Raw genomic sequence first — 23713 nt, forward strand, 5'->3', positions numbered from 1 at the left:
GCATCCGTATCGGTACCCTTGCGTATCGGTACACTGCCGTATCGATGAGCCTCGGACAGGATCCGCACCTCCCGCGCAGGGAGGCCGAACGGAGCCTGTCCCGGGCTCACCGCGCACCACTGGACACCAGACCGTCAGCAAGGGGGCCGGGGGATGGATTCCCGAACCGAGCCTGCAGATTCCGCATCCGAGTCCGCGACAGAACCGGAGCCGCCCGACGCGGCCATACCCGCGGCCGCGTCACGCCACGCGGCCGGACAGGCGCACCCGAAACCGCGTCCGGGCCCGCACACCCTGGCGGACGCGTTCCCCGGACCGGGCCGGGACGACACCGCGGCACGCCCGCCGCTCCTGCGCGAGCTGCTGCTCGTCGTCGGGCTCTTCGTCGTCTACAAGGCCGGCCGTCTGCTGGCCACCGGCCACACCGACGAGGCCTTCGCCAACGCGCACCGCGTGTGGGGCTGGGAAAGGTCCCTGCACCTGCCCGGCGAGGGCTCGGTGCAGACCACGCTGCTGCACAGTGACGCGCTCGTGCACCTCGCGAACACCTACTACGCGACGGTCCACTTCCCGGCCACCGTCGCCTTCCTGGTCTGGCTGTATCTGCGGCGGCCGGCGCACTACGTGTGGGCGCGCCGGGTCCTCGCCCTGGTCACCGCCGCCGCCCTGGTCGGGCACCTCACCTTCCCGCTCGCACCGCCGCGGATGCTCGCCGAGACGGGTCTCGTCGACACCGGCCAGGTGTACGGGCCCACGGTGTACGGGGCCCACCCGGCGACCGACGCGTTGGCGAACCAGTTCGCGGCGATGCCGTCGCTGCACTTCGGCTGGGCGCTGATGGTCGCGATCGGCCTGATCGCGACGACCCGGTCGCGCCTGCGCGTGCTGTGGCTGCTGCACCCGCTGCTCACCCTGCTGGTGATCGTCGGCACGGCGAACCACTACTGGCTCGACGCGGTCGTCGCCACCGCGCTGCTCTGCGTCGCCCTCGCGGTGGTCCACCCGCCGCACCGCACGGTGACGGCCTCGAAACGGCACCCGAGGAACGAGCGCCCCGTGACACCCGTACAGGACCGGCCCGAACTCGTGGGAGCGGGGCGATGAATCCGACACTCGCCGCCGTCGTCCTGTCCCTCTTCTCCGCCGTCGCCTATGCCTCCGCGGCCGTCGCCCAGGAGCGGCTCGCCGCCCGGTCGGACGGATCGGGCACGCTGCGCCTGCTGGCCCGCGGCGCCTGGTGGGGGTCGGTGACGCTGAACGCCTCGGCCGCGCTGCTGCATGTCGCGGCCCTCAGGTACGGAACCCTGACGCTGGTCCAGCCGCTCGGGGCGCTCACCCTCGTGGCGGCGGTGCCCCTGGGTGCCCGGGTCGCCGGTCGCCGGGTCAGCCCGGTCGAATGGCGCGGCACCGCGCTCACCCTGATCGGCCTCGCCGCCCTGCTCGTCACGGCGTCCGGGCCCGAGCCCGACGACGTGCTCAGCCTGCCGCAGGCGCTGGCCGTCGCGGGAACGACCGCCGTACTCATCGGCGGGCTGGCCCGCGGTGCCCGCCCCGGTCTGCGGCACGCGACCGCCTCCGGGTTCGCCTCGGGCGTGGCGTCGGCTCTCACCCAGACCGTGACGGTGGCCGCGACGGACCGTTCGGATTCCCTGCCGAGCGCCGAGGTCGTCGCGGTGGCGCTGCTCGTGGCGGTCTTCGCGGCGGGCGGACTGCTGCTGTCTCAGATCGCCTACCAGGGCGGACTCGGCGCCCCGCTGGCCGTCGTGACGCTCGCGAACCCGCTCGCCGCGGCGGTGATCGGCCTGTCCCTGCTCGGTGAACGACTGCAGGGCGGCGCGACGGGCCTGCTGCTCGCGTTCGCGGGAGCCTCGATCGCCGGCTGGGGTGTGGTGACCCTGTCCCGTTCGGCGCCCGAACCGGCCGCGATCCCGGCGGACGCATCGCCGGACGGCTCGCTGGGCGCCTCGCTGGACGGCCGGGCGGGCGTCTTCGCGGACGCCCTGGCCGACGACGACCACCCGGTCGCCGCGGTGCTGGCACTCGAAGCGGGATCGGCGGCGTACGAACCCTCGTTGGTGCCCCAGCAGCCCAACTCGGGCCATTTGACGTCACTGTAGGCACGGACGCGCGTGCGGCCGGGGAAGTACCGGCGCACGCAAGAACGAGGAGCCGGCTCGCGCGAGAGCGAAGAGCCGGGTCACGCACGAGCGAGGAGCCGGCTCGTACGCCGGGCCGGAACATGCGGGAAGGGCGGTCGCGGAGAGATCCGCGACCGCCCTTCCGTGCAAGCGCCTCCGGTCAGCCCAGGCCGCGGGAATCCTGCTTGAGCGCCGTGTCGACGGTCAGCGCCGTCGCGACCACCAGGCTCAGCAGCGGCTCGGGGAGCTGGAAGTGGATCTGCAGGACGTAGTTGTCCGCGGTCGTGAACATCGTCTTGGCGAGGCCTTCCCAGGTCTTCGTGATCCGGGCCACCTCGTTCTCCGACTGGTCGACGATCGCGAAGTTCCAGGCACGCCAGTTCTCCGCCTTGATCGCGCCGACCTTCTGGCCGTTGACGTTCATCGCGAAGTTGATCTTGCCGATCATGTTCTGCTGCACGATCTCGCCGACCGGCGAACCGTCCGGACGTGTCACGACCACCCGCGACTTGAAGATCTTCGCGGGGCGCGTGAGCAGCAACTGCGGCTGACCGTGCGCGTCACGGATCTCCAGCTTGTGCGTCAGATACTGGTCGAGGCTGGAGACGAGTCGCAGGATCTTCCTGAACACGCCCTGCCCGACCTCGACGACCGAGCCGATCAGGTTGCCCTGCTGGTCCATGACCTTGTACTCGTTGGTCAGCTCGATCAGCTTGGCCTTCTGGTTCACCACCAGGACCGGCTCGGTGAAGACCGTGCCGCCGCCGACGCCGCTCGGGGCGACCCCGGCCTGCTGCTGCACCTGGCGCTGGACGCGCGGGTCGGGAGCCGCGGCCTGCTGAGGAAACGCCTGCTGGGGCGCCTGGGCCTGCTGCGGTATCTGCTGCGCGGCCGGAGCCTGCTGGTCGGTCCACTGAGAGCCGTCCCAGTAACGCTGGGTCTGGGGCGTCCCGTTCGGGTCCGGGTACCAACCTGCAGGAGTGTTCGAATGCGTGGTCACCGGGGCACCCTACCGTGACATGGCCTGAAATCAACCGGCAGTTGGGTATCCATCAGGCGGTGACGAGAGCCGGGTCACTGACGCCGGGCAGGCCATTCTCGACATGTCCGGCGAATCGCCGCAGGAAGCCCGCCTCCGTGTCGCAGACGACGGTCAGGTCGTACCAGCGCTTGCCCGCCCGCAGGTCCACCGTGTGCTTCACGGTCGCGCCCGCCCGGACCCGGAGGACCTGGGGCTGCCCGCCGTAGCCGTTCGTGAGCTTGAGCGTCGAGGTGACGGCACCCTTGTTGACGAGGGTGAGCTCCAGATCGCAGCCGGTGTGGCGGGCGGTGACCTCGGTCCCCGCTGTCCTGCCGGCCCCCTTGAAGGTGCGCAGGAAGCCGTTGGGGCCGTGCACCGTGAGGTCGTACGAGCCGCCGGAGTAGGCCGAGTTCCAGGTGTCCGAGACGGTCTTGCCCGCTTCGGTGGTGTACGTCCAGGGGCCGTCGGTGCGGTTGCCGGAGGTGACCAGGAAGGCGGCACCGGCCTGGGCGCCGGAGCCGAACGTCAGCGTGAACGTGCCGGCCGCGGTGTTCGCCGAACCGTCCACGAGCGGTGCGTACTTGAGCGGGCGGGCTGGGCGCGAGCCACGTTCCTGCGCGGGCAGGGCGGGGTTGGCGGGCGGGGTCGGAACATAGTCGGGGTGACGGTTGCCGTCCGGCGGCCGGTAGCCGTCCGTGTCGGGCAGCGCGACGGGCCCGGTGTCCTTGCGGGTGAAGTCGAAGGCGGCGGTGAGGTCGCCGCAAACGGCGCGCCGCCAGGGCGAGATGTTGGGCTCCCGCACCCCGAACCGGGCTTCCATGAACCGGATGATCGAGGTGTGGTCGAGCGTCTCGGAGCAGACGTAACCGCCCTTGCTCCAGGGCGAGACGACGAGCATGGGCACCCGCTGGCCCAGTCCGTACGGTCCGGCGGCGTGACTCGCGTCCCCCGCGTAGAGGTCCGGGCCGACGTCGACCGTGGACTTGCCCTGTGCGGCGGACTGCGGCGGGAACGGCGGCACCAGATGGTCGAAGAAGCCGTCGTTCTCGTCGTACGTGATGAACAGCGCCGTCCTGCTCCACACCTCGGGGTCGGAGGTGAGCGCGTCCAGCACCTGGGAGATGTACCAGGCACCGTAGTTGGCGGGCCAGTTGGGGTGCTCGGAGAACGCCTCGGGAGCGGCGATCCAGGAGATCTGCGGCAGCGTCCCGCCCTGCACGTCGGCCCGCAGCCGGTCGAAGAAGCCCTCGCCCTTGCGGGCGTCGGTGCCGGTACGGGCCTTGTCGTACAGCGGGTCGCCGGGCTTGGCGTTGCGGTACTGGTTGAAGTAGAGCAGCGAGTTGTCACCGTAGTTGCCCCGGTAGGCGTCGGGGATCCAGCCCCAGGAGCCGTTCGCGTCGAGCCCGTCGCCGACGTCCTGGTAGACCTTCCAGGAGATCCCGGCCGCCTCCAGCCGCTCCGGGTAGGTCGTCCAGCCGTACCCCGCCTCGTCGTTGCCGAGAACCGGGCCGCCGCCCTTGCCGTCGTTGCCCGTGTAACCCGTCCACATGTAGTAGCGGTTGGGGTCCGTGGAGCCGATGAACGAGCAGTGGTACGCGTCGCAGATGGTGAACGAGTCGGCCAGCGCGTAGTGGAACGGGATGTCCTCACGCGTCAGATAGGCCATCGTCGTCGCCGACTTGGCGGGCACCCACTTGTCGTACCTGCCCTTGTCGAACGCGGTGTGCCCGTCGCTCCAGCCGTGCGGGAGGTCCTGGATGAACGCGAGACCGAGGTCGTCCGCCTCCGGGTGGAACGGGAGCACGTCCTTGGTGCCGTCCGACTGGTACCAGACCGGCTTGGTGCCCGTCGTGGTGGCCGGACGCGGGTCGCCGAAGCCCCGGACGCCCCGCATCGAACCGAAGTAGTGGTCGAACGAACGGTTCTCCTGCATCAGGACGACGATGTGCTCGACATCCTCGATCGTGCCCGAGCGGTGGTGCGCGGGCAGCGCCGCGGCACGCTGGACGCTGCCGGACAGCGCGGTGAACGCCGCTGTACCACCGGCGAGTTGGAAGAATCGGCGCCGATTCACTTGAGACATGGGCGGGTGACCTCTTGTCCTGACGGGCCCTGTGGCCGTGGATGGACGGAACGTGCGCGAAGGGAGTGTTCCAAGCGCACCAAACGTCAGGAAAGGGCCCTGTATCGCTTACGTGAAACTCGGCGGTACGCGAGGCGAACGGTTCCGGACACACGACGCCGGAAACCCTCCCGATGCGGCCGCCGGGCGCGGGGCACGCCGGCAGAGGGCACCGCATCCGACGCCGCGCGCTCATCCACCGGGGATTGCGGGACAGCCCTTGGTCGCCGCTGGTTCCGGCCCGCCCGTGGCTCCGAGGAGCGGTCCAAGTACCGCCACCTGAACCGGCCTTCGTCACCCGCCCGCGCGCGACCGTCTACGCGAAGACGGCCACTGGATCACTTCCGTTCCATCCGTCCGGCCCTGTCACCGACACCGCCGGCGATCGGTGACCGTCGGCGGAACGGCTCGGTGGCGGGGCGGACGGAAGACGGCTGGTGTGTTCCCGGTCAGCAGCCCCTTCTCCTGGGGGTGAAGTCCACGCGGGCGTGCCTGTCCGTGCCGATGGCCGCGACGTAGGTCGTTCTGCTGACCTGGAACCAGACGTCGTCGCGTGTCGCGTCGCCGTCGAGGTCGTCCAGGCTGACGCACCAGCGTTCCGGCCGGACGACGCGACGGTAGGTCTCGGTACCGCTGCGGACCTTCCTGCATACCTGGGAATGCTCGGTGGAGTACCAGGTGCGGGTGCGCCGCTTGGTGCCCGATCCGGTCCGTGACGTGTGCTTGACCCGCCGCGTGGTCGTGGTGCACTTCTTGGTCATGTGCGGCCGCGTGGCCCGGACGGTCCTGGCGGCGAGGTGGCGGACCTCCTCCCGGAGGCCGAAGACGGTCGCGCCCGCCGTGGCGGTCGCGCCCGGCCGGGACTTCTCGGCAGCGCTCCCGCCGACCTGGCCACCACCGACGGAGTGGCCCTTGCCCTCGTCGTGGACGTCACCCCCGCCGCACGCGCCGAGCCCGGCTATCAGCACCGCCGTCATCGCGGCCGTCACAAGTCGCTTGAGCATGTCTTCCTTTACGATCAACGGCCCCGCAGCGTAACGGATCACCGGCCGGATCCGAACCGATGACCGAACGACGCCGTCGCACCCCGCGGTCGGTACGGTGCGATCATGGCCACGTTTCTCCAGCAACTCCCCGCCCTCCTCGGCGTCGTGATCGGCGCCCTGGGTTCGTATCTGGCCCTCGCCCGCAGCGACCGGGAGCGGTTCAAGCGGGAGCGGGCGGCCCGTTGGGAAGAACGGCGCCTCGCCGTGTACGCCGAGTACGCGCGGGCACTGAAGAAGTCGGTCACCCTCACGTACCGCGTCGCCGCCCACATAGGCAACGACCCGCACCCGCATCCGCTGACCGTGACCGAGGCCGAACCGCTGCTGGCCCGGGCCACCGACGACCGCGATCCCGCCGGGGAGGCTCTCATCATGCTGGGCAGCCGCGAAGTGGTGGACCGGGCCCGGGTGTGGGTGACGGTGGTGATGGACATGGAACGGTTCCAGCGCGTCGGCACGCGCGACCCACAGGCCTGGCAGACACTCCTGGAACGCCAGCGCGCGGGGCGCGAGGGCTACTACGCGGCCGTACGCGAAGACCTCCAACTGCCGCCCGGACACCCGGCACGCTGGTCGACGGCACCCGACGCGCAGCCCGGGCTCACTTGATCCCACCCGAGCGGCACCGGGGCGCGGGGTTCGCCCTCGGCCCCAAAAGACAAAGGCAAGGAGAGCCCTCTCCTTGCCTCTCTCAACGTATAGCGGACCGGGGGGCTTGCGGCAAGGCCCCCAGGGTGCCGCAAAATCATCGGCCGAGGCCACAACCTGCGGAAACGGGAACAGGACGGGCGTGTGTTGTCGATGTGTCCGACAACGGGTTCGGCCAGACTGCGGAGGCCGGTGATGCGACCGGCCGGTGCGGTGCAACGGGACACGACTGCCTCGGAGGTGGCGCGATGACGGAGCGGTACGTGTTCGGTCTTCAGGAGGTCGACGAGACGCGGGTCGCGCTCGTCGGCGGCAAGGGCGCGCACCTGGGCGGGCTGTCGCGGATCGACGGCATCAGCGTGCCGGCCGGGTTCTGCGTGACGACGGACGCCTTCCGGCGGGTCATGGCGCAAGCGCCGTCACTCGACGACGAGTTCGATCAGCTCTCGCGTCTGGACCCGGACGACCGGGAGGCGATCCGCACGCTCAGCGCGCGGATCCGCCGGACCATCGAGGAACTCCCCGTCCCGGCCGATCTCGCGACGGAGATGACCCGCGCGCTCGCCCGGCTCGGAGAGCAAGGGCTCGGAGAGCGAGCCGCCTACGCCGTCCGGTCCAGCGCCACGGCGGAGGACCTGCCGACAGCCTCCTTCGCCGGGCAGCAGGACACGTACCTGAACGTCGTGGGGCCCGCGGCGATCCTCCGGCACATCAGCCGGTGCTGGGCCTCGCTGTTCACCGAGCGGGCCGTGACCTACCGCCGGCGGAACGGTGTCGACCACCGTACGGTCCACATGGCGGTGGTCGTGCAGCGGATGGTCTTCCCGCAGGCGGCCGGCATCCTGTTCACGGCCGACCCCGTCACGGGCAACCGGAAGGTCGCCACCGTGGACGCCGGTTTCGGGCTCGGTGAGGCCCTGGTCTCCGGCCTGGTGAACCCGGACGTCTTCACGGTGCGCGACGGCGAGGTCGTCACCAAGGTGATCGCCGCCAAACAGCGTGCCGTTCGGGCCCTGCCGGACGGCGGTACGCGGGAAGTGGCGATCGGCGCGCGCGAACAGCGGCAGCCGGCGTTGACGGATGCGGAGGCCGTGCGGCTCGTAGGGCTCGGGCGGCGGATCGAAGCGCACTTCGGCCACCCGCAGGACATCGAATGGTGCCTGGCCGACGGCGACTTCCAGATCGTTCAGAGCCGGCCGATCACCACGCTGTTCCCCGTTCCCGAGGCCGGCGACCAGGAGAACCACGTCTACGTCTCCGTAGGCCACCAGCAGATGATGACGGACCCCATGAAGCCGCTGGGGTTCTCCATGTGGCAGCTGACGGCCATGGTGCCGATGCACGAAGCGGGCGGGAGGCTGTTCGTCGACGTCACCCGGCGCCTGGCCTCGCCCACGAGCCGCGCCGCCCTCCTGGACGTCATGGGGAAGGGCGATCCGCTGGTCAGGGACGCGCTGGAGACCGTACTCGGCCGCGGCGACTTCGTTCCGTCGCTCCCGGACACGGGTCCCGGCGGCCCGGCGGCAGGTGGTGCGCCCGCCCCGGTCGAGACCGATCCGGCCGTCGTCACCGAGTTGGTCGAGCGCAGCCGGAGTTCCGTCGCCGCTCTGGAGCACGACATCCGGACGAAGACCGGACCGGCACTGTTCGACTTCCTCCTGGAGGCCTTCGAGGAGCACAAGCGGGTCCTCGGCGACCCGCTGAACATCCAGGCGATCATGGCGGGGATGGAGGCCACGTGGTGGCTCAACGACAAGTTGCGGGAGTGGCTGGGCGAGAAGAACGCGGCTGACACGCTGACGCTGTCCGCCCCCGGCAACATCACGTCGGAGATGGGGCTGGCGCTGCTCGATGTCGCGGACGTCGTCCGCCCGCGGCCGGAGGTGGTGGCGTTCCTGGAGGGCGTCGAGGACGACGGCTTCCTGGACGAGTTGGCGAAGCTCGCGGGCGGGGTGGAAGCGCGCGACGCCGTCGAGGCCTACCTCGACCGGTACGGCATGCGCTGCGTCGGCGAGATCGACATCACGAGGCCGCGCTGGCGCGAGCACCCCGCCACGATCGTGCCCGTGATCCTCGACAACGTCAGGAACTTCGGGCCGGGCGCGGCGCAGCGGCGCTTCGAGCAGGGGCGTCGGAAGGCCCTGGAGAAGGAACAGGAGGTGCTGGCGCGCCTGCGGGCCCTGCCCGACGGGGACGAGAAGGCCGACGAGGCCAAGCGGATGATCGACCGGGTGCGAACCTTCATCGGGTACCGGGAGTACCCCAAGTACGGCATCGTCAGCCGCTACTTCGTCTACAAGCGGGCCCTTCTGGAGGAAGCCGGGCGTCTCGTGCGGGCCAACGTGCTCACCGAGCGGGAGGACGTCTTCTACCTCACGTTCCAGGAGTTCCACGACGTCGTGCGCTCGAACCAGGTGGACGACCGGCTCATCCAGCAGCGCAAGGACGCGTTCCGGTCGTACCACGCGCTCACACCGCCCAGGGTGCTCACCTCGGACGGTGAGGCCGTCGACGGGGCGTACCGGCGCGACGACGTGCCGATGGGTGCTCTCACCGGCCTGCCGGTCTCCGCCGGGACCGTCGAGGGAAGGGCCCGCGTCATCCTCGACATGGCGGACGCCGATCTCGAAGCCGGCGACATCCTGGTCACGCCCTTCACGGACCCCAGTTGGTCGCCGCTGTTCGTCGCCGTCGCCGGCCTGGTGACGGAGGTGGGCGGCCTGATGACCCACGGCGCGGTGATCGCCCGGGAGTACGGCCTGCCGGCCGTCGTGGGCGTGGAGCGGGCCACCCGGCTGATCCGGGACGGGCAGCGGATCCGCGTGCACGGAACGGACGGGTACGTCGAGATCCTGGACTGACCCTTCGGGCCTCGGACGAGACCCGCCGGACACCGTGTGCACGATGTCCGGCGGGCCGCTCGACCGGACCGCTGCCGGGCGGCCCCGCCCGCGGGCCGACGCCGATGGCGTCGATGGCCTACGGGCGGAGCCTCAAGGGCGTGCTAGGACACAGGAGTTGTCCCCGGTACCGCGTCAGGAGCGACGCATTCGGCGGGACATGAACACGGCACCGGCTCCGGCGACGATCACCAGGGCCGCACCGCCGGCGATCGGGCCGAGCGAGCCGTTCGCACCGGTCTCCGCCAGCGGGGGCGAGCTGTCGCTGGGCGACGGCTTCGGGGTGGCGGGCGGCGTCGACGTCAACGGGGGCACATCAGGCGTAGTGGTCGGTGTACTGGACGGCTTGGGCGTGGCCGCCGGGGTCGTCTCGCCGGCGGGCGGCCGGCTGGCCTCGGGGGTCGCGGGGGTCGCGGGCGTGGACGGGGTGGACTGCGACGGGGTCGGTGTCGGTGATCCCGGGGCGCACGGCTTCTCGCCACCGTTCCACGCGGCTATCAGGTGGAAGGGGGTGGCGATGTTGTCGGGTTCGTAGGGAGCGGGTCCGTGGCCGTCCCCGGTCTTTCCGTCGTACGTGACGTCGTCGCCGTACAGGTCGATCTGGCCGTAGCAGTCGGGCGTCCGCACCTCCAGCTTCTGCCAGGTCCGCTTCGCGTCGGCCGAGTCCGCGACGTCCGCCGCGGTGAGGTAGACCGTGGCCTTGTCGACCAGATCCTGGTGACCGGAGGTGAACCAGTTCGGGCCCTCGGTGGTGTACTCGGCGAGGGAGACGGGGTACTTGCAGCCGTCACCGACACTCTGGTCGGGGGCCAGGCGGACCTCGACGGTTCCGGGAACGGCGTCCCACTGGTGGAACCCGCCCTGGGAGGACCAGTCGGCGCCCACGGGCTTTCCGTCGGCGTCGACGATGCGGTACTGAACCGTCGCGGACTGGCAGTCGCCCGAGGTCGTGGCGCTTGCGGTTCCGGCCACGAGGAGCGGGACGACGGCACCGGCGACGGCCGTTGCCGCGAGGGTGGCGAGAATTCTTGCTTGATGCGAACGCGACAAGGTGAGCCTCTGTGAAGGTCAGGGTGTGGGAGGTGGCAGAGTGCGAGCGGCCGACACGGACGGGCGCCATGAAGTCATGGGCGACGAAGACGTGGCCGCCCAATTCACTCGCGTCACTTCGCTCTCTTCAGACACAGCGAAGCGAGGCACATTCTTGTCGCCCTTCACAACTTCCGTCAATCTGGCACGGGTTGAACACAGGAGGTCTCCCGGCGAACGTCCCATCCGGCGATCGACCAGGCAATACCGCACCAAAACATGGGCACTTGACGAATATCCCGACGCGCCCGCCGGCCATGCCGTCCCACCCCGACTCTTCGGGACGAACACATGGCGCCGCGATACGCGCCCTAAAGTCCTCGAAGCCCGCTGAGCACCCTTTCGAGCAGGGTCACATGGGGCCGTCCCCCGTGCGCGTCGTCCCCGCCGGGCTGCTGTATGGCGACAAGCCCGGCTTCGGCGAGGTCCGCGACGAGGATTCTGGTGACTCCGAGAGGCAGGGCGAGGTGCGCGGAGATCTCCGCGACGGACTTGACCTCCTGACACAGGAGCCGGATCCGGTACACCTCGGGAGACTGCGCGACCGGCTGCGACAAGGGGGTCGTGGTGCTGACCAACGCCTCTATCGCGAGGTGATGGCTCGGACGGGTACGGCCACCGGTCATCGCGTAGGGCCGGACGAGCGCGGACGGCTGCGCGGGGCGGCCCGGTGCGGCACGGAGGCGGGGGTCCTGTCCCGCGGGCTGCGGGGGGTGGCTCCGGCGCTGTTCGCCTCCTGGCGGCGTCGTCACGGATCCTGCTCCATTCGGATAGCGCGCCCGCGCACGTCGGACGCCGAAGTCGGCCCGCTGGTGGTTCAGCGGAGGTTGCACGAGCGTGGACACGGCCCGACTCCGGCGCGCAGGGCGCCCCTCGACCCGCGCGGGAGCCCGCTACGGATCCCTCGCGTAATCGATTACGAGTCGGTTCGCACTGCGCACCCTAGACGCTGAAGCCGCCGCGGGGCGGACCTTGGCGTGCTTGATACCTCGCAGCGGGAATCGGCATATGCCACAACCGCCGGTTCGGCGGCGGGCGGCCATCGGTACCGGCGGCGCACGGCCGTCGGTGCCCGGGGCGCACCGCCGTCGGTGCCTGCGGCGCACCGCCGTCACGAACGTGCGTCGACGGTGACGGTGACGGTGACGTCCGTGGCAGTCCCGACCGCAGCAGCCCATGAACCGATCCGGTTCGGCAGGTCGGTTGATCGATGTGCGGTGGGGGCGAACTCCTCCCCGGACGGCCAACACGTCGCTGCACCACCACCTCGCCCGGCCGCGTGCGCCGCTCGGGCCGCGGCGGGAGCGGCTGGTCCACCGGTACGGCGGGTACCGGCTGGAGCTTCGTGCCGGCGGGACAACCGGCCTCGATTCCCGGCCGAGGAGTCCGCTCCGGGACGGGACGTGTCCGCTCGGCCGCGACCGGCTCACCGCGTCCGGTGAAACTGGTTCAGCCCGCCCGGTGAAACCCGTTCAGCTCATGATTCACAAGGGATGTCCGGAGGGCCGGAAAAGGCCCAGGCGGGCGTTGTGCTCGCGCTGCCGCTCGGCCACGGCACGCGCCGGCTTCCGTACAGCCCGCTGCAGCCGCCGGGCGGCCTCCAGGTGGTCGGCCGTCCACACGATCCGGATGGCGGCCGGGGACTGCTCGCTCCTGTCGTCGACGAGGTCCCGCTCGACCGCGTGGATCAGCCGTTCGTCGGCCCCGATGTCCTTCGGCTGCGTCTCGGGTACGTCGCCGAACCCGGTCATGGCCTGGGCCGTCGCCTCGTACCAGGAGACCAGCGCGTCCCCCGAACGATCGATCTCCGAGCGCGCGGCGGTACGGTCGGCGGCCGACTGGCCCTGGTCCCGCTCCCACAGGTCGAGTACGGCGTCGGCGGTGAGCCGGAGTACGGCGACGGCGGTCACCAGCGTGGTGATGTCGGTCAGCGGAAGGTGCTTGGTGCCGCGTTCCGCGAGGAACCCCCGGAAGGCGTCGTCCAGTCGCCGGGCCGCCGCCGCGGCACGGTAGCGCTCCTCGTCCGGGAGCGGAGCGGTCCGTACGAGGCTGTCGCAGCGGGTCACGCCGTAGCCGATCGCGCTGCGCAGATACCGGGTGCTCTCCGAGATGCCTTCCGCCAGAGCGTGCCCGAGGACGGGTGCGGCACCGCGGGGCCAGAACAGCGTTCCCACGACGACGCTCACGGCGCATCCGATCGCGACGTCCTCGATCCGCAGGATTCCCACGGTCCAGCCCACGGGTTCGAGGAGGTTGAACAGGATCAGGATCGAGACCGTGAACCCGGCCTGGCCGGCCGCGAAGGAGATGGCCGCCGGGGCGAGGCCGGTGAACAGCACCGCGACGGGGAGCAGGATCCAGAGAAACGTGGTGTTCGATCCGATCAGGTGGATCAGTCCGCCGCCGATGACGATGCCGACAGCGGTGCCGGCGATCGCGCGCAGAGAGTTCTGCCCGGTCAGCACGGCGCTGGAGCGCAGGACGGCCAGGGTGCCGAAGACGACCCAGAAGCTGTGCTGCACGCCCGACAACTCCGCGACCAGGACGGCGAGAGCGAGGGCGACGGCGCCTCGGACACTGTTGCGCAGCCAAACCGAGTGCCGTTCGGTGTGCGCTCCGGCGCGTTCCTGGGCCGATGCCAGGGTCGAGGCGGCGCCTTCGGGGCGTTGTCCGATGAGCCGCTGCCACAGGGTGCGCCGGCGCGCCGCGAGGATCAGCTCGACGTTCCTGGCGATGGCGGACACGGCGAAGCTCATCTCCTGAGCGCGGAAGCTCGGTTCCAGGGAGCTCACGAAGCGTGTCGCGGTCGTCCCGGGCCGGGTGTCGGCCTCGCTCCGCCCGGGCTGCGGACCGTCGGGGGTCCTCGGCCGGAACGACGTGACGGTGTTCTCCATCGCCGACCGCGTCAGGGCGAGGCGTTCCTGTAGCGGAGTCAGCTGTCCGGGCTCCGGGTCGTCCGCCGCGGACAGCGCGTCCACGCTCGCTCGCAGCAGATCCGCGGCGGCCGTCTTCACTCCGCAGACGACCGCGTCCGAGGGTGTCGCCTTCTCGCCCACGGACACGCGGTCCAGGATCGTGGCCAGCAGCAGCACCTCGTCGACGAGACGGATCAGGACGCGTGTGGACGTGGAGAGGCCCGTCGGCCGGTAGGGGGTGGCGAAGAACGCGTCGCGCAGCGCCGTCACGGCGTCCTGCGCCTCGCTCACGATCGTGCCGAGCGCCGTCCGGTCCGCCGTTCCGAAGCCGCGCAGTACGCAGTCCGCCTCGGTCCTGAGCTGTGCGGCGAGCGCTCGGCACGCGTTCGCGGTGGCGTTCCGCAGGGGCTCACGCACGGGAGTGGGCCACAGCAGCCGGACGGCCAGGAGCGAGGCCACGCCGGCCAGACTCCAGCCCGCGAGCCGGTCCGGGATCGCGTGCGCCGTCCCGGGAAGGGTGGCGGCCAGGACGAAACTCACGAGCAAGGAGGTGGAGGCGCCCGCCAGGGCTGAGCTGACCACACCGGAGAACAGCACGAGGAAGCTGACGACCGCCGTGGCGAGGGTGGAGAGCCAGACCTCGCGGGAGACCAGCGTGCCGAGGGAGATCAGCACCGCTCCCGTCACGACGAGTGCGGCCTGTTCGATGAGCCGGTCGCGCATGGGCCCCGCGAACTCCACGAACAGCAGCATCGCGATCGATCCGAACGCCGCGAAGAGCGGGACGACCGGGCTGTCCGTGATCGCCATCGTGACGGCGAAGAGCCCCGGAGCGACGATCGCGGCTCTGACAGACCTGCGGAGCGCGGTGAGACCCGCATCGCGCCGGAGCAGGGACCGCAGGATGTTCACAGCAGACGCCTCCCAGACACATCCGGTCTCTCGCACGTCACTCTGACAGCTTGTCCTTTGAAGACCCGTCAGGCTCCGGCTCCGGGAGGGTCGCGCAGCCGGCCATCAGGTCGGACGTCACCCGATCGTGCACCAGACCCGCGGTGCACGCCGGGCCGCAGCCGCGGGAACGGCTCCGGCTCCGGCTCCGGCTCCGGGAAGGGATCGACGGCGGGCATCTGCGGGCACCCCGGAACCGGGTGCGGGCGCGGGCGAGTCACCACAGGTGAGACACGGGATTTCGCTGCTGCGCCCACAGCGGTGTCCTGGAACGATCACTCGCGAGCGGGCGCGGTGGCCGTACGCACACGGACCGGGAAGGACACCACGGTGATACCGCTCGACGGAAGGCTCCCGGGTACGCCTGAGAGCACCCACAGGCACCCTGACCGGACGGCGGCCCTGTGGCCGGTGCTCAGGGTGCCGCGCGGCGCGGCCCGGACCGCCGCCCACGGGCTGGCCTGGCTGCTTCTGGAAGCAGCCGTCACAGAGGCGTTCGACCTCTTCTACTGGTCGGACAGCAACGCGCCCCGGCACCCCACCGGCTTGCTCGTTCCGATTCTGCTCACCGTGCCGGCCCTGCTGATGACGGCGGCCCTGGCGAGCGCCCTCCGGCTCGACACCTCCGATCGGCGTCGGCGCCTGCTCGGCCGCGTCCTGGGCACCCTGGCGTGGACGGCGGCCGTGGCGGCAAGTCTGACGACCCTGCTGATGCTTGTCATCGGGGCCGCTGATCTCTGCGAGATGACCGCACCCCCTGTCCCAGCCCGCCTTGAGCCCGCGCTGATGGTCCCGGCCTGCCTGGTCGCGGCGCTGGCCCTGGGGGCGGCAGCCGGCAGCGCCGCCTCAGCCATCAGCCGACACCGCATCGGCACCATGGCCCGCTACGCGGTCTGGATCGTCACCGCCGCAGTCAGCGTCTTCCTGCTGCTGGCACCGATCCTGCGCGCATCGCCGACCTGTCGGCCGGTCGTCCCCTGACCTCCCCATGCCGGGGTGCCCGGCAACTCTTCCTTCAGCGGCGCACGCCCCTGACCGACGGAAAGGATCAACCGAAGTGCCCAAGACCGAGGGCCTGCAGTGGTGGGAACCGCCGTTCTACCTGCATCCGAAACAGTTCGGCTCCCGGGCGAGGTACGACCCGACCGTCCCCCCGCACGTCGTGAAGGCAAACGGTCAGCGCAGCCGCGGGCGGGCGAAAGTCAAGAACCCCGGCACGGGAAGGGGCCCGTGGCGACAGCGGTGGACCGGGATCAACGTCCCCGTTCATGTCCTCGTGGGCCCGGCCGGCACGGGCAAGACCCTGCTCGCTCTGGACCGGACCAACACCGGCTCCCACAGCTACTTCGACCCCTACCACTGGAGCGAGGGACGGGACGTCCACTTCGTCGACGCCCATGACGAGTCGTCACTCGCGGCAGGCCTCACCGACCTGACCCGCCGCCTCACGGCACGGGGGGCCGCGAAAGACGGGGGCGACCGGCCGTACGGGCGAAACACCCCGGAAGACCGGGCGCTGAGTGCCCTGGTGGGGAGCCCGAAGAGCTGGGTGCTGCTGGTGGACGGGCTGGACGACCCGCGGATGGTCGCGCGGGCCTGGTCGCCCGCCGGCCTGCTCCGTCGACATCTCCGCCAGGAATTCCGGGACGGTTTCGGTCGGATCATCGTGACGTCGCGCCTCGGCGACCGCGAGGCATGGCCCCCGTGGATCACCGTGACCCCGGTCGGCCCGCTGCCCGCCCCACTCGCAGGCGAGCAGCTACGACGCCACGGTGGGGCAACCGCCGGGGCCTCGAAGGAGGCCGACCACCTGGCCGACCGACTCGGTGGCCATCCCCTCACCCTGCGCATCGCCGGAAACCACCTTCACACCGGCTCGGCGCCGAAGGCGGTGGTGAACGCCGACACGTACCGCGACTACGAGGCCCTGCTGGACAGCGATGCCGCACGACGTGGGGTGCCAGGCCCCGGCACACCACAGCTTGAGACGCTCGCAACCGTGTGCGAACTGGCCCTCGACCTGGCGGCCCGACGCGGGATACCCGAAGCCCGCCCGATCCTGCGGCTGCTCGGCTGGTTCGCCGCCGCCTCCTTCCCGAGTGAACTGCTCGTTCCCGAGGAGCTGGACCGCCTGATCCCCGGCCTCTCCGGGGACCGTCCCGACAGCGATCTGGCGCCCGCGTTCACCGACGGCAAGCTCTATGAGACCGTCCGGACGCTCCGAAGCCTGGGCCTGCTGCACACCTTCGGCCCCGACCGGGCCATCGACAAGCAGGACCGCTACCTCGCCCTCGATCCCGCGGTGGCGCAGACGCAGCGCGACGCCCTGGCCACCGAGCCCACCCAGGCAGCGGTGTTCCGGGCGGCGGCGGTCGAACTGCTGCACCGCCAGGCGGTGTCAGCCACGTCCGACCGGTCGCAGGCGTGGTGGTGGCCCGTCCTGCTGCCGCACGTGGAGGCCCTTGGCCGCCAACTGCCCACCATGGAACGCGCTTGCGCCGAACGGCTGAGGGACACCGCCGGCCGGGTTGCGGACGGCCTGCACCACAACGGGCAGGACCGTGCCGCCGTTCTGCTCCGATCGTCCATCGAGGGCCTGGGCGCAGGGTGAGCCTGCACGCCACGGACCGGAGGCGCGCGTCAGGCTCGGCGGCTGCTGGTCTCGGCGGCCCATGTCCCGCTGGACGATGCCCTGTTGGGCGTCGGTGCGGGAGAAGCGCCGTGATCCGGGCAGCCGAGATCCGCGAGTGGCGCGCCCCGGACACGGGACGCCGGCTGTACGACGGGGCGGTCTGCCGGTCACCCGCGGCGTTCGTGGTCCCGACGGTCCTCGCGCCTCCAGCGCGCCCGGTTCTGTCGGCTGTAGCGGCGGTCCCAGCGGTCCTGCCGGTCCCGGCGCTCCTGGTAGTCCCGGTAGCCCTTGCGGTCGGAACCGTCGCCGCGGATCCAGCCTCCCCCGCGATCACGGCCGTAGCGGGTGGCGCCGAAGAACAACGCGGCCGCGGCCACCCACCAGAGGGGATTGAGAAAGCCGAGGCCGATCAGGACGACGATCGGCACGAGAAGCAGAACGAACACGGCGGGCCTCTCCGGAGCGGGACAAACCATCACTGCCGGGGACCAGGGCCTGTTCACACAGCGTAGCCCTTCCAAGAGGCTGCGGATAGCGCACCGTGTCCGCGGCGTCCGACGGAAGCGGTCGGAAGCGGTCGGAAGCGGATGTCCGCCCCGGCGGCCCCTCCCCGGCTCGCGGAACTCCCGCTTGCCGGGACCGCGTTGACAAGGGAGGCGGTCGGGCGGCGAACGACAGCACGGCGCAAGGCCGATCAACCAAGAGAGGGGCCTCGGGACTATGCTGCGTACGGACGTCCCAGACCCCGGCGGGCCACCACTGCTTGGCCCGCATGCCTGCGGAGAGCGGATCACCCGTCCGCCCGCCCCGCGCATCCCCGAGGTAACCGGCTGGGTCCTACGCTCCGGAACGACGGCTGCTGGATCGGTCATTCACCTGCCTGCACGACCGTACGACCGTACCGCGTACCCGGTGCGGTCCCGTGAACCGAGGCACCCCGCCCATGGGTATCCCACCGATCCTGAACGTCTGCCGGCACGACACGGACAACCGGGCGCTGGTCACCCCGACCGGCGAGATCGGCCTGAAACCCGCGCCTTTGACACCCACGCCCTTGACACCCACGCCGGCGGAGCGGTGCCCGCACGGCGGCCGCCGGACCATCCATGTCGATGTCGACGTCTGCGCCTTGATCCACACCTTCGTCGGCATCCTGGTTCGTCCGCGCGACGCCTTGCTCCTGACACCGGTCCTCCCCTCGGGGGTGCGAACGTCGTTGATTCCGAAGGGACTTGATCACCGCTCCTCGACCCGGTGGTCGCCGTGATCCCCGGCAGCCGGTCGGCGCGGATCCAGGCTCTGGTGGCCGAGCAGGCGGCCCTGCGCGGCGCCCGGGTCGGCGTCCTCGACGTGTGCACGGCGGCAGTGGCGGCACTGCCGGTCGGCGGGGCCGGGATGTCCGCGATGTCCCGCGACCGGGCGAGTCATCCGCTGTGCAGCACCGACTCCGTCAGTCAGCATCTGGAAGAACTCCAGCTCACCCTGGGCGAGGGACCGTGCGTGGACGCCTACGCCCTCGGCTCGACGGTCCTCTGCCCCGACCTGTTGGCCGGTGAACTCCAGCGCCACTGGACGGTGTTCGCCGACGCGGCCCTGGAAGCCGGTGCCAGAGCGGTCTTCGCCTTCCCCCTGCGGATCGGGGCCGTCAGCCCCGGCGTCCTCGACCTGTACTCCAGCAGTTCGGTCGAGCTGGACGCGGAGGAGGTGGCCGACGCGATGGCCTTCGCCGACGCTGCCACGTCGATTCTGCTCGATGCCCGGATCAGTGAGACGGGTGTCCCGTTCGACACCCACGCGGCCGGCACCGACCGGCCGGACGCCTCCCCCTTCGACGACCTGGGCGGATACCGCGCCGAGATCGACCAGGCCACCGGCATCCTCATGGTCCAGCTCGACGTCGGCTTCGAGGAAGCCTTCATCCGGTTGCGCGCCCACGCGTACGCCCGGGGGACACGGATCTCGGTGGTCGCCGCCGACGTCGTCGCCCACCGGCTCCGCCTCCCCCCGGACACGGCTCCGTCCGACATCCGACCACCGGAGACACGGCCCCCCGACGAGGAGTCCTGATGCTCAAGCCCCATACACAGAGGCGGGCACGATGAAGGAACAGTTGATGGCCCGGACGTTCGTCGAGCTCGCCGACAGTCTCGTCGCCGACTTCGACCTGATGGACTTCCTGCGCCTGCTCACCGACCGCTGCGTCGACCTGCTCGACGCGAGCGCGGCGGGCGTCCTGCTCGCCGACCATGACGGCGTACTGCGCGTCATGGCCGCCTCCGACGAACGGGTGCGCCTCCTGGAACTCTTCCAGCTCCAGAACCACGAAGGCCCCTGCCTGGACTGCTTCCACACCGGAGCCGCCGTCTCCGTTCACGACCTGCGCGACGAGACCGCCCGCTGGCCCCTGTTCAGCGCTCAGGCGCGGCGCAGCGGCTTCACCGCCGTCCAGGCGCTGCCCATGCGCCTGCGTAACGAGGTCGTCGGCGCCCTCAACCTCTTCCACACCACCCCCGCGCCCATCAACCCCGCCTCCGCACCCTTCGCCCAGGCCCTCGCCGACGTCGCCACCATCAGCCTGCTGCAACAACGCACCACCGAGCGCAACACGCTCCTCAACGAGCAGTTGCAGTCAGCCCTCAGCAGCCGCGTCCTGATCGAACAGGCCAAGGGAAAGCTCGCCGAACGCCGCCACACGGACATGGAACGGGCCTTCACCACCCTGAGGGCCTACGCCCGCTCCCACAACCGCCGCCTCTCGGATGTCGCCCGCGCCTTCATCGACGAATCCGAGTACCTCCCCGGCCTCAGTTCCCGAAGCTCCTGAGCACCCGTCTCCACGAAGGGTTCGTCATACCACTCGGCCCCCTCCCGGAACCTCGCCCGACACGCTCCACACCCCCGACGACCCCGAACGCCTCGACGAGGAGGAACTACTCCCTCTCGCACGCCTACGGGGCCGCGTTCGACAACCCGGGGCTCCTGGCGGCCTGCGTGATCGGCGACGCCGAGGCCGAGACGGGCCCGCTGGCCGCCTCCTGGCACTCGAACAAGTTCCTCGACCCGGTACGGGACGGTGCCGTCCTGCCGATCCTGCACCTCAACGGCTACAAGATCGCCAACCCGGCGGTCCTGGCCCGGACACCGGAGCCCGAACTCGACTCCCTGCTCAGGGGATACGGCCACGAGCCACTCCACGTCACCGGGGACGACCCTCCCCCCAGCCTCCGGCCGGGGGACCCCCATCTCGCTGCGCTCGCCGTCCACCAGGCGATGGCCCGCGCCATGGACGAGGCCCTGGACCGCATCGCCGCCTTCCAGCACGCCGCCCGCGCCGAAGGCGCCGGTTCCGCCGTCACCGAACGCCCGCGGTGGCCGGTGATCGTGCTGCGCACCCCCAAGGGCTGGACCGGACCGGCCGAGGTCGACGGCCTCCCGGTGGAGGGCACCTGGCGGGCGCACCAGGTCCCGCTGTCGGCCGTACGCGAAAACCCGGTCCATCTGCGGCAGTTGGACCAATGGCTGCGCTCCTACCGGCCGGAGGAGCTCTTCGACGAGCACGGACGCCCCCGGGCACAGGTTCTGGCCTGTGTCCCCGACGGCTTACACCGCCTGGGTGCCAACCCGCACACCAACGGCGGTCTGCTGCTGCACGACCTGCCCCTGCCGCCCCTGGAACGGTTCGCCGTCCCGGTCGACAAGCCCGGCGCGACGGCGCATGAGCCGACCCGTGTCCTCGGCGACCTGCTGGCCCGGGTGATGGCCGACACGGGCGAACGGCGGGACTTCCGGCTGGTCGGCCCGGACGAGACGGCCTCCAACCGCCTCCAGGCCGTCTACGAAGCGAGCGGCAAGGCGTGGGAGGCCCAGGTACTGCCGACGGACGAGCACCTGGAGCGCGGCGGCCGGGTGATGGAGATCCTGTCCGAACACACCTGCCAGGGCTGGCTGGAGGGCTATCTCCTCACCGGACGGCATGGCCTGTTCTCCTGCTACGAGGCCTTCGTCCACATCGTCGACTCCATGGCGAACCAACACATCAAGTGGCTGCGCGTCGCCCGCCGGCTCCCCTGGCGCCGCCCGATCGTTCGACATGGTCGTACGCAACGACCTCGACCGGTACCGGCTGGTCATGGACGTCATCGACCGGGTGCCCGGCCTCGCGGTCCGCGCGGCGGAGCTGCGGCAGCGGATGGTCGACGTCCGCTACCGCCATCACGACTGGATCCGCGCCCACGGTCAGGACCTGCCCGAGGTCGCCGAATGGTCCTGGAGTCAGTGACGAGTCCGGCCGCCGGTTCAGCGCAGCCGGCGGCGGAGCGGTCAGCCGTTCAGTGACTCCTCGGCGTCCTTCCGTGTCGGCCAGTCGTCCCGTCGCTCCCGGGCCACCTCCGCACGGCCGCCGATCCGCTTGCCGCCGGAGCCGACCCGCTCTCCGCTCAGCGAGAAGGGGGGCGCGAGGGCGGGTGCCGGGGCGGCCGGTGCCGGGATGACAGGCGCCGGGATGACAGGTGCAGGGACGGCGGGTGCAGGGACGGCGGGTTCGGGGATCACGACGCCCGTGGGCGCCGCGGGGCGCCGGATCGTCCGGCTGATCCGGTGCGTGACCCGCCCTTCGGACGCGCCGCCGGTCTCCCTGCTCTGGTGCTCGAAGAAGCGGAGCATCTCCACGGGGAACGGCATCACGAGGGTGCTGTTCTTCTCGGCGGATACGTCCACCACGGTCTGCAACAGGCGCAGTTGGAGGGCTCCGGGGGTGTCGGCCATGGTCGCGGCGGCGTCGGTCAGCCGCTGGGACGCCTCGAACTCGCCGTCGGCGGCGATGACCCGGGCACGGCGTTCCCGCTCAGCCTCGGCCTGCTTGGACATCGAGCGCATCATCGACTCCGGAAGGGCGATGTCCTTGATCTCCACACGTTCGATGCGCAACCCCCAGGGCTCCTCGGTGGGGGCGTCCATCACCTTCTTGAGCTCAGCGTTGATGTGGTCGCGGTCGGAGAGCAGTGTGTCCAGGTCGGCCCTGCCGATGACCGAGCGGAGCGATGTCTGGGCGATCTGGGAGACGGCGGCGGGGTAGTTGCGCACGTTCACCAGGGCTTTGACGGGGTCGATGACCTTGAAGTAGACGACAGCGTCGACGGTGAGTGTCACGTTGTCGGCGGTGATGGACCCTTGCGGCGGGATACCGAGGACCTCGGTCTGTACGGACACCTTCCGCATCCGGTCCCCGATCGGCCGGATGACCCGCAGGCCCGGCCCGCGGATGTCCGGCAACAGCCGCCCGAAGCGGAACACCACACCCTTCTCGTACTGCTGGACGTTGCGCACGCTGAGGGCGAGCAGGACGAGCCCGGCCACGGCGAGCACGGCCAGCACCGTGATCAGAACACCCATGATTTCCACATTCCTTACGTCGATCGCGGCCCCGGACCCGAGAGGTCGGGGAAGCAGGGGGCACGGGAGATTCCCGCCCTGCGGTTCGTGGTGCGACGGCGGTGCCGGGAGGGAGCGGTTCGCCGGCGCCGTCCGGCGGGATTCCGACGGCGCTCACGGCGGCTCTCGTCCCGCACCCCGTGGATGTGCCCGCCCGTCCGATCCTCATCCACGGGTGCGCCCGTCCGGGTGCGGCCGGGGTGGTCACAGGGCCTGCTCGGCCGCTATCCCGCCGTCGGCCGAGCGGAAACGACGGGGATCCGCGGACGCGCCGCCGGCTCGCCGAGCGCATCGTCCCCTTCGGAGTCCCAGGCCGCCTGAACGGCCCGGTCGGTCTCCGAGACCGTGCGCAGGCTCGCCGCCTCCACCATCAGCCGGTCCGCGTGCGAGGTGCGCAGGCAGTCCCTCCCGGCGGCCATCAGCCAAAGGGCCGAGGCGGGAGTCATCGGCATCCGCGCGCCCGCCGGTACCGCGCCCGGGACAGCCGGCCGGTACGGGTGGTCCGCCAGGTCGCGGGTGGTCCGGTCCCACGGCGGATCGAGCGCGGCGCTCGGCGAGGAACCAGCGGAAGCTAAGGGCCTCTGACAGGACGCAGAGGAGGGCGTGCTTTCGGGCAGCGGCGTGGGGGTAGCGGTCGCATTCATGACACGAACCCGGCTCCGGACCGACCGGAACCGGCCCGAGGTGATCAAATCGCCGAAAGCGACACGGACATGGGAGCCGGTGCGCGAAATACCCTCGGTAGCACTGAGCCTACTCCGCGGACGGTCCGGACGGACTCCGCGTGCGCACAACACGGCTGCCTCAGGACCGGGAACGAG

18 protein-coding genes and 1 pseudogene are annotated in these 23713 nt (G+C 71.0%); 10 read left to right on the forward strand and 9 right to left on the reverse strand.

Features of this window, described 5'->3' with window-relative positions; all coding sequences use genetic code 11:
• Nucleotides 1-153 precede the first annotated feature (153 nt).
• On the forward strand, nucleotides 154-1104 hold the full coding sequence (locus OHT01_RS07425; protein ID WP_328552332.1) for a phosphatase PAP2 family protein: 951 nt from the start codon (nucleotides 154-156) through the stop codon (nucleotides 1102-1104).
• The gene (locus tag OHT01_RS07430; protein ID WP_328552333.1) at nucleotides 1101-2117 is read left to right on the forward strand and encodes a hypothetical protein; all 1017 of its coding nucleotides are present in this window, start codon (nucleotides 1101-1103) and stop codon (nucleotides 2115-2117) included. Before OHT01_RS07425 ends, OHT01_RS07430 begins: the two co-directional genes overlap by 4 nt.
• Before the next feature lie 181 nt (nucleotides 2118-2298).
• On the opposite strand, the gene OHT01_RS07435 is transcribed toward OHT01_RS07430, so the two are convergent.
• The 3 genes from OHT01_RS07435 to OHT01_RS07445 form a co-directional block, all read right to left on the reverse strand.
• Nucleotides 2299-3138, reverse strand: a complete 840-nt coding sequence (locus tag OHT01_RS07435) for a phospholipid scramblase-related protein (RefSeq protein ID WP_328552334.1) — start codon at nucleotides 3136-3138, stop codon at nucleotides 2299-2301.
• Nucleotides 3139-3190: 52 nt separating this feature from the next.
• Nucleotides 3191-5242 carry a phosphocholine-specific phospholipase C gene (locus tag OHT01_RS07440; protein ID WP_328552335.1) on the reverse strand — a complete coding sequence of 684 codons (2052 nt, stop codon included), beginning with the start codon at nucleotides 5240-5242 and terminating at the stop codon, nucleotides 3191-3193.
• Between the two features lie 488 nt (nucleotides 5243-5730).
• The gene (locus OHT01_RS07445; RefSeq protein WP_328552336.1) at nucleotides 5731-6285 is read right to left on the reverse strand and encodes a hypothetical protein; all 555 of its coding nucleotides are present in this window, start codon (nucleotides 6283-6285) and stop codon (nucleotides 5731-5733) included.
• A 105-nt stretch (nucleotides 6286-6390) separates the two neighbouring features.
• Between OHT01_RS07445 and OHT01_RS07450 the strand changes: the two genes are divergently transcribed.
• Both OHT01_RS07450 and rph read left to right on the forward strand, forming a co-directional pair.
• Entirely contained in the window at nucleotides 6391-6936 is a 546-nt protein-coding gene (locus tag OHT01_RS07450; RefSeq protein ID WP_328552337.1) for a hypothetical protein, read from the forward strand.
• 287 nt (nucleotides 6937-7223) lie between these two features.
• Nucleotides 7224-9836: a rifamycin-inactivating phosphotransferase gene (gene rph / locus OHT01_RS07455; protein ID WP_328552338.1), complete on the forward strand. Its 2613-nt coding sequence runs from the start codon at nucleotides 7224-7226 to the stop codon at nucleotides 9834-9836.
• Nucleotides 9837-10010: 174 nt separating this feature from the next.
• Here rph and OHT01_RS07460 read toward each other — a convergent pair whose 3' ends face one another.
• The 3 genes from OHT01_RS07460 to OHT01_RS07470 form a co-directional block, all read right to left on the reverse strand.
• Nucleotides 10011-10925 (reverse strand): LAETG motif-containing sortase-dependent surface protein, encoded by a 915-nt coding sequence (locus OHT01_RS07460; RefSeq protein ID WP_328552339.1) that lies wholly within the window; start codon nucleotides 10923-10925, stop codon nucleotides 10011-10013.
• A gap of 350 nt (nucleotides 10926-11275) precedes the next feature.
• Nucleotides 11276-11809 (reverse strand): DUF742 domain-containing protein, encoded by a 534-nt coding sequence (locus OHT01_RS40150; protein ID WP_443043364.1) that lies wholly within the window; start codon nucleotides 11807-11809, stop codon nucleotides 11276-11278.
• Between the two features lie 639 nt (nucleotides 11810-12448).
• Nucleotides 12449-14791: an FUSC family protein gene (locus tag OHT01_RS07470; protein ID WP_328552340.1), complete on the reverse strand. Its 2343-nt coding sequence runs from the start codon at nucleotides 14789-14791 to the stop codon at nucleotides 12449-12451.
• Nucleotides 14792-15241: 450 nt separating this feature from the next.
• On the opposite strand from OHT01_RS07470, the gene OHT01_RS07475 reads away from it, so the two are divergent.
• Nucleotides 15242-15811: a hypothetical protein gene (locus OHT01_RS07475; RefSeq protein ID WP_328552341.1), complete on the forward strand. Its 570-nt coding sequence runs from the start codon at nucleotides 15242-15244 to the stop codon at nucleotides 15809-15811.
• Between the two features lie 76 nt (nucleotides 15812-15887).
• Nucleotides 15888-17441, forward strand: a complete 1554-nt coding sequence (locus tag OHT01_RS07480) for a hypothetical protein (protein ID WP_328552342.1) — start codon at nucleotides 15888-15890, stop codon at nucleotides 17439-17441.
• A 188-nt stretch (nucleotides 17442-17629) separates the two neighbouring features.
• On the opposite strand, the gene OHT01_RS07485 is transcribed toward OHT01_RS07480, so the two are convergent.
• Nucleotides 17630-17908 carry a hypothetical protein gene (locus OHT01_RS07485; RefSeq protein WP_328552343.1) on the reverse strand — a complete coding sequence of 93 codons (279 nt, stop codon included), beginning with the start codon at nucleotides 17906-17908 and terminating at the stop codon, nucleotides 17630-17632.
• A gap of 497 nt (nucleotides 17909-18405) precedes the next feature.
• Between OHT01_RS07485 and OHT01_RS07490 the strand changes: the two genes are divergently transcribed.
• The 4 genes and pseudogenes from OHT01_RS07490 to OHT01_RS07505 form a co-directional block, all read left to right on the forward strand.
• A complete protein-coding gene (locus tag OHT01_RS07490) occupies nucleotides 18406-18729 on the forward strand; it encodes a hypothetical protein (RefSeq protein WP_328552344.1) in 324 nt (107 codons plus the stop codon).
• Nucleotides 18726-19529, forward strand: a complete 804-nt coding sequence (locus OHT01_RS07495; RefSeq protein ID WP_328552345.1) for a GAF and ANTAR domain-containing protein — start codon at nucleotides 18726-18728, stop codon at nucleotides 19527-19529. The genes OHT01_RS07490 and OHT01_RS07495 overlap by 4 nt, the downstream gene beginning before the upstream one ends.
• Before the next feature lie 31 nt (nucleotides 19530-19560).
• Nucleotides 19561-20286 carry a GAF and ANTAR domain-containing protein gene (locus OHT01_RS07500; RefSeq protein WP_328552346.1) on the forward strand — a complete coding sequence of 242 codons (726 nt, stop codon included), beginning with the start codon at nucleotides 19561-19563 and terminating at the stop codon, nucleotides 20284-20286.
• A 104-nt stretch (nucleotides 20287-20390) separates the two neighbouring features.
• Nucleotides 20391-21741 (forward strand): annotated as a pseudogene (locus OHT01_RS07505) (hypothetical protein); the annotation flags it as partial.
• 41 nt (nucleotides 21742-21782) lie between these two features.
• On the opposite strand, the gene OHT01_RS07510 reads toward OHT01_RS07505, so the two are convergent.
• A complete protein-coding gene (locus OHT01_RS07510; RefSeq protein WP_328552347.1) occupies nucleotides 21783-22853 on the reverse strand; it encodes a slipin family protein in 1071 nt (356 codons plus the stop codon).
• A 263-nt stretch (nucleotides 22854-23116) separates the two neighbouring features.
• Nucleotides 23117-23338: a hypothetical protein gene (locus OHT01_RS07515; protein WP_328552348.1), complete on the reverse strand. Its 222-nt coding sequence runs from the start codon at nucleotides 23336-23338 to the stop codon at nucleotides 23117-23119.
• Nucleotides 23339-23713: the final 375 nt, after the last annotated feature.

It is taken from the genome of Streptomyces sp. NBC_00358 (genome assembly GCF_036099295.1).
In the GTDB taxonomy this organism is placed as follows: Bacteria; Actinomycetota; Actinomycetes; order Streptomycetales; family Streptomycetaceae; genus Streptomyces.

Coding starts and splice junctions, on each gene's coding strand:
- OHT01_RS07425 (WP_328552332.1), top strand. CDS start 154: ATGGATTCCCGAACCGAGCCTGCAGATTCCGCATCCGAGTCCGCGACA.
- OHT01_RS07430 (WP_328552333.1), top strand. CDS start 1,101: ATGAATCCGACACTCGCCGCCGTCGTCCTGTCCCTCTTCTCCGCCGTC.
- OHT01_RS07440 (WP_328552335.1), bottom strand. CDS start 5,242: ATGTCTCAAGTGAATCGGCGCCGATTCTTCCAACTCGCCGGTGGTACA.
- OHT01_RS07445 (WP_328552336.1), bottom strand. CDS start 6,285: ATGCTCAAGCGACTTGTGACGGCCGCGATGACGGCGGTGCTGATAGCC.
- OHT01_RS07450 (WP_328552337.1), top strand. CDS start 6,391: ATGGCCACGTTTCTCCAGCAACTCCCCGCCCTCCTCGGCGTCGTGATC.
- rph (WP_328552338.1), top strand. CDS start 7,224: ATGACGGAGCGGTACGTGTTCGGTCTTCAGGAGGTCGACGAGACGCGG.
- OHT01_RS07490 (WP_328552344.1), top strand. CDS start 18,406: ATGGGTATCCCACCGATCCTGAACGTCTGCCGGCACGACACGGACAAC.
- OHT01_RS07500 (WP_328552346.1), top strand. CDS start 19,561: ATGAAGGAACAGTTGATGGCCCGGACGTTCGTCGAGCTCGCCGACAGT.
- OHT01_RS07510 (WP_328552347.1), bottom strand. CDS start 22,853: ATGGGTGTTCTGATCACGGTGCTGGCCGTGCTCGCCGTGGCCGGGCTC.
- OHT01_RS07515 (WP_328552348.1), bottom strand. CDS start 23,338: ATGACTCCCGCCTCGGCCCTTTGGCTGATGGCCGCCGGGAGGGACTGC.